Annotated in this window: 3 protein-coding genes; all 3 read left to right on the forward strand. The window is 56.8% G+C overall.

Annotation, left to right across the window (positions count from 1 at the left end; translation table 11 throughout):
* On the forward strand, window positions 1-298 hold a 298-nt coding region (locus VJ956_RS12590), incomplete at its 5' end, for an integrase core domain-containing protein (RefSeq protein ID WP_324085392.1).
* Between the two features lie 211 nt (window positions 299-509).
* Window positions 510-1,621, forward strand: a protein-coding gene (locus tag VJ956_RS12595; RefSeq protein ID WP_414674442.1) for an IS3 family transposase whose coding sequence is annotated in 2 segments (ribosomal slippage) — window positions 510-762 and window positions 762-1,621 — 1,113 coding nt in all. Because the reading frame shifts where the segments join, the coding sequence is not laid out codon by codon here.
* A gap of 968 nt (window positions 1,622-2,589) precedes the next feature.
* On the forward strand, window positions 2,590-3,024 hold the full coding sequence (locus VJ956_RS12600; protein ID WP_324085393.1) for a hypothetical protein: 435 nt from the start codon (window positions 2,590-2,592) through the stop codon (window positions 3,022-3,024).
* The last annotated feature ends 328 nt before the right edge of the window (window positions 3,025-3,352 follow it).

The following is a 3,352-nucleotide window of genomic DNA, read 5'->3' on the forward strand; positions in this document are numbered from 1 at the left end:
GCCCAAAGTCCTGCGTTGTGACAACGGGCCGGAGTACATCAGCGAAGCGTTGAGAACCTGGGCCGAGACGCACGAGATCGGTATCCAATACATCCAGCCCGGAAAGCCGCAGCAGAATGCCTATGTCGAGCGCTACAACCGGACGGTCCGCTATGACTGGCTCAACCAGTACTTGTTCAGGACCATTGATCAGGTGCGTGAGTATGCAACACGATGGCTATGGACCTACAATCACGAACGGCCGAGTATGGCCCTGGGTGGCATCACCCCGAAACAGAAGTTGGCCCTCGTGGCCTAGGCTCTACTTCTGGGCTGAACCAAAAAAGGGGGGATTACCAGTGTGCCTGCGGGCCCGACCGAGCGCAATCGGGAAAACGCCCGGTGATCCGTAGGATTTTCGGAAGTGTCGTGTAGGATTTTTCCGATAGCGATAGTGCCCCCCTCCCTTAAAATCGGACCACGGATAACTGGAATTTCGGCATGATGGCGGTCTTGACCAGGAGGTCATCATGCGCAAGAGCAAGTACAGTGAAGAGCAGATCATCGGCGCCCTGAAGCGGGCCGAGCAGGGTGTCGCGGTGAAGGACATTTGCCGAGAGCTGGGCATCAGTAACGCGACGTTCTACCAGTGGCGGTCGAAGTACGGCGGGCTGGAAGCGTCGGACCTGCGCCGACTCAAGGAGCTCGAGACCGAGAATCGGCGCCTGAAGCAGATGTACGCTGATCTGTCTCTGGATCACAAGATCCTGAAGGATATCGTCGAAAAAAAGCTCTGACGGCCAGCGCGCGTCGCGGGCTGGCCGACTACGCGATCACAGCGCATGAAGCCAGCGAGCGCCGGGCTTGCCAAGTCATCGGACTGAGTCGCTCTGTGAAGCGGTACCAGTGCAAGCGGCCCGATGACGGTCCGATTATCGAGGCCCTGACTGAACTGGCCGAGCGGCATCCCCGCTTCGGCTTCAGAAAACTGTTCGTTTTGCTCCGCAAGGCGGGGCATCCCTGGAACCACAAGCGCGTCTGGCGGGTGTACTGCGACATGAAGCTCAATATCCGCCGGCGATTCAAACGCCGTTACAAGTCCGAAGCACCGGAGACGCTGGTGCAGCCGGTCCGGCCCAATCAGGCCTGGTCCGCGGACTTCATGAGCGACGCGCTGCTCGATGGGCGGTGTTTCCGGACCTTCAACGTCATCGACGACTACAACCGCGAGGCGCTGGCGGTGGAAATAGATATCTCGCTGACGGCGGCGCGGATTACGCGCGTCATGGACCAGATCCTGCTCATCCGGGGTGCGCCGGAACGCATTCGCGTCGACCACGGACCGGAGTTCACGAGCGCGATCTTCGTCGCCTGGTGCGAGCAGCGCAACATCGTCATTGAATACACTCAGCCCGGCAAGCCCACACAGAATGCCTTCGTCGAGCGGTTCAACGGAATTTACCGCGACGGCGTGCTGGATGCCTGGTGCTTCATGAATCTCAGTCAGGTCCGCGAAGAGACTGAGCGCTGGCTGAAAGAATACAACACGGTTCGCCCGCACGAATCTCTGGGAGACGTCTCCCCAATCGAATTCCTAACCGACCGCGGCCATGCCGGAATCTCTAGTTATGACTGGACCTAAGTTGGGGAGGTTGACAATAGGTCTCGACGTCTAGCCTGTGCGCGGTCTGGCCCAGGCCAGTGATTGGTTTCCCGCGGTCTCTAGCGTCGTAAGATAAAAATATCGAACTGCCTCATGAGTCACGATCCCGGGCAGATACAATGGCAAATAGCTACGGTCACGACTGGTTGGAGATCGCCGGAGAGCCTGGTCGTAAGCTGTGACTCGGGTCACGGCCATTAGCCTAGTGAAATTCTAGCTATTCGTGGTCCGGTTATGAGGGAGGGGGACACCGCCTGTAGATGAATTCCTTGCGAATCCAGTCGGATTTCGTGTAGATCCCCGAAACGTTTGCTCCCACGAAAGAATAGCACTTATCAGAAGCGTCGCTAATCCTTCTTGGAACGCGCTTTCCAGTATTCGCTGATATCAGGCCAAACGCACATGCCCATGAAAGCCAGGCCGCCAGCAAATTCATGGTTTCCGTCTGCAAGAAACAAAATAGCCGCCACCAACAGTAACGTCCCTATTAACCCAGTCCTTTTTGTCCTTTTATCTAGATTCGCAGGCATCGAAATGGCAGAACTGTCGGGTAAATAGACACCGCCAGACTATATCGCATTTCCGCTGGCTCGGGTTGAATGTTAGCCCCGCACACCGGCCCGTCGCGCTCATGGCGGCTGAAAGCACCGGAGGTTCCTGGGAAACCGACTGCATCACGTGCAGCATGACGCTGTGCCCAAGCCAACTAGCAACGGTGTCCGCTGGTGCTGGTGAATGCCACAGCCAATAGAGGCAGACCGACACTTTGTGAGCTGCTTGGCCCTTCCGGCTTTTGGTTCGACAGTGGCCGATGCCGCTTGGCATACGACTGATGAGATTAGAGCGCTGTGATCGTCGTAATCTGGCCCTTAGTCAGAATAATTCCGGACAAAGGTAATTGACGTCAGACACCATATAGTATTTGAAAAATAGCTGAGGAGAGGACAATGAAGAAATTGCTTGCTTTCTTTCGCAACACCATGTTTCTTGGGGCGCTGTGTCTACTGTTGCTGACGACAACAATCGGTGCAATCACCTTGGGAATCCAAACAGCAGCGACACTTACGGCTGCAACTTCTACGGCTGTGGCCAAAGCGGTCATGAAGACCAAAGCAAAGGCTCGGATTCGGCGGGCTGTGGTCGCTATTCCCGTAGTCGGTCTAGGCGCGATGGTCTACTTCGAGGAAAGAAACTTCCGGGAATGGAAAGACGAACATCCAGAGGGAACCCGTCAGGAATACGGCTGTGAGGTCGTCGACATGACGGCAGAAGTCCTTGAGGAAGTACTGCAGGAACTGCCGGAATATGTTCGGCCTGAGCCTGAGACGGTATTCAAGCTAATCCCCAAGTGCGAGTCGGAGTTGGCCGGCAGAGTTGCCTAGAGGCCCCAAAACCCGCCCATCTGCGCCAGAGTGGACGCGTCTCGGCCCCGAAACGGCGCCTATGGCCCCGCTGTAGCGGACGGCGCCGGGAGTCAGAGCGGGTCCCTCTGGGCCACCTAGGGCCAGCCGCGCTGTGGGGCCTGCCGTCAGCCGTTGCCGGGGGTTGGGGGGCGGCAGCAGCAAGCCAACTTTTGCAGTCCCGTGCCAGTCCGCGTCGGAGCCAGGCAATTCGGTGTTTTTGAAGCACCCTTTATGTCGTCTTGAACGAGCCGAAACTGCGGAAAAATTGCCATCTTATTTGATAGTAATCAACTATCAAATAAACCTC

It is taken from the genome of Marinobacter sp. (assembly GCF_035268745.1).
In the GTDB taxonomy this organism is placed as follows: domain Bacteria; phylum Pseudomonadota; class Gammaproteobacteria; order Pseudomonadales; family Oleiphilaceae; genus Marinobacter.